Raw genomic sequence first — 1,901 nt, 5'->3', positions numbered from 1 at the left:
TCCTGCCCATGACGGACACCCCGCCCCAGCAGACCGAGCCCGCACAAGCCGCCCTGTGGTCGTGCGATCCACGCCTGTCCGTGCCGTTCCACCGCCTTGCGTCGGACATAGCTGATCCGGCACCGGGCAATATCCTTCTGGCCTCCCTGCAAAACGGGCCGGAAGCAGCACCTGAAAGCACGGCTGACAACGCCTATGCCGCCCGGCCAGCGGGCATATTAGGCATAGCTACGGAACCGGGTATGGCAGGACGGCTGAGCCTGCTGGCCCACGCTGTACCGGAAACCTTCAGCCAGGACGATCTGAACGAAGCCGAATCCGCAGCCCGCACCGTTGCCGCCCTGCACGGCCAGCCCGCTCCGCCAGAACGTGAAGACCTGCGCGCACTTCCCCTCATCACCATTGATGACGAATCCGCGCATGATTTTGACGATGCCCTGTGGGCCGAACCCACCGAAACAGGTTGGCGGCTTGTGGTCGCGATAGCGGATGTCAGCGCATGCGTGCCCGCAGGCTCGGCGCTGGACCAGCAGGCCCGCCTGCGCGGCACGTCCATCTACCTGCCAGACCGGGTTGTGCCCATGCTGCCCCCGGCCCTGTCCGAGAATGCCTGCTCGCTCCTGCCGGGGCAGGATAGACCCTGCCTGTTCATGGACCTGTCCATAACCCGGCAGGGCACACTGGGTCGGGCACGGCTGGGCCGGGGCCTGATGCGCAGCGTCGCACGACTGAGCTACACACAGGCGCTGCTGGCCCTTAACCCACAGCATTCAGCAATACCTGCTGCCGACATATCGGGGCAGGACACACCACAAAACCCCGCCCCTGCTGTGCTGAAAAGCCTGCACGCCCTCTGGGATGCCGCACAGGCCCTTCAGGCCGAAGCCCTGCGGCGCGGTGTCGAGCCGCAGCATGACGAGTCCTGGCTAGTCAGCCACGATACACAGGGCAATGCTGTGTCGTTTACGCCACGCACGACGCTGCCCACACATGACATGGTGGCAGCCTGTATGGTGGCCGCCAATACGCAGGCTGCAGCCCTCCTGCACCATCATGGGCTGCCCGGGCTGTTCCGCACCCATGCAGCCTCTACCTCCGGGCAGCCCCGGCCCACGGCCCGCTACAGCGCCACAATAGCCCCCCATGCAGCTCCGGCTTGCCTGCTACACGCATTTTACCAGCCCGATCCGCCGCTATGCGGACCTTGTTACCCACCGGGCACTGACGGATTTTCTGGCTCGCGCGCCTTTATCCACATTCACGCCCACGCAGGCCGCCTCCCTCACACCTACCCAGCCTTCCAGTTCGTCCGACACAGCGCTTGAGGCTCTGGCAGCCCATCTGAGCATGACTGAACGCAGGGCCACGGACGTTGCACAGGCCTGCCTGAACCGGCTGGCAGCACAGGTGCTGGCCCCCCTGATAGGCCAGCCTGTGGAGTTCCATGCCCTCACATCAACACGGCATGGCCTTCGGGTGAGATTGACGAAAACCGGAACTCCGTCTTTCCTTCCATGGTCGGCATTCCCTTCTGGCACAGGGGCCTGCGACACCTTGCTGCATGACGGCGTCGCGTCGCGCCGTTCCGACTCCAATGAGCATCAAACCGGAAACCGGAACCGGGTTGAGCGCGTATTTTCAGCAGTCCTGATCGCAACCTGCCCGTCGCGGGGCACCGTAACTCTGGCTTCTCCCGTTCATGCGTGCTGACCTGTCCCTCCGTTATGCCTGCGTCATGCGTGGCCTGCCTGTCGTTATTCTGGCAGTGCTGCTGTGCCAGCCAGCACCCGTGCGCGCACAGGACAGGTCGGGCAACCAGCCCATGCCGCCCCCACCACTGACCCCACGCCAGAGTGCCTCGGCCACGACCGCGACCGATAACACTCCCCCTAAGGCACAGG

At 64.8% G+C, this 1,901-nt stretch carries 2 protein-coding genes and 2 pseudogenes; all 4 read left to right on the top strand.

The window, feature by feature from the left end; translation table 11 throughout:
• Positions 1-8 precede the first annotated feature (8 nt).
• Positions 9-1,037: pseudogene (locus tag JCM25143_RS20355) on the top strand (RNB domain-containing ribonuclease); the annotation flags it as partial.
• Between the two features lie 106 nt (positions 1,038-1,143).
• Positions 1,144-1,194, top strand: a pseudogene (locus JCM25143_RS25335) (hypothetical protein); the annotation flags it as partial.
• Positions 1,195-1,347: 153 nt separating this feature from the next.
• A complete protein-coding gene (locus JCM25143_RS22920) occupies positions 1,348-1,710 on the top strand; it encodes a hypothetical protein (RefSeq protein ID WP_199897910.1) in 363 nt (120 codons plus the stop codon).
• A partial coding sequence (locus JCM25143_RS20350; protein ID WP_035371517.1) for a hypothetical protein occupies positions 1,700-1,901 on the top strand: 202 nt, incomplete at its 3' end. The genes JCM25143_RS22920 and JCM25143_RS20350, both read left to right, overlap by 11 nt.

Source organism: Acetobacter papayae JCM 25143 (genome assembly GCF_000613285.1).
GTDB lineage: Bacteria > Pseudomonadota > Alphaproteobacteria > Acetobacterales > Acetobacteraceae > Acetobacter > Acetobacter papayae.
This window is presented reverse-complemented; position numbering and strand designations above follow the sequence as displayed.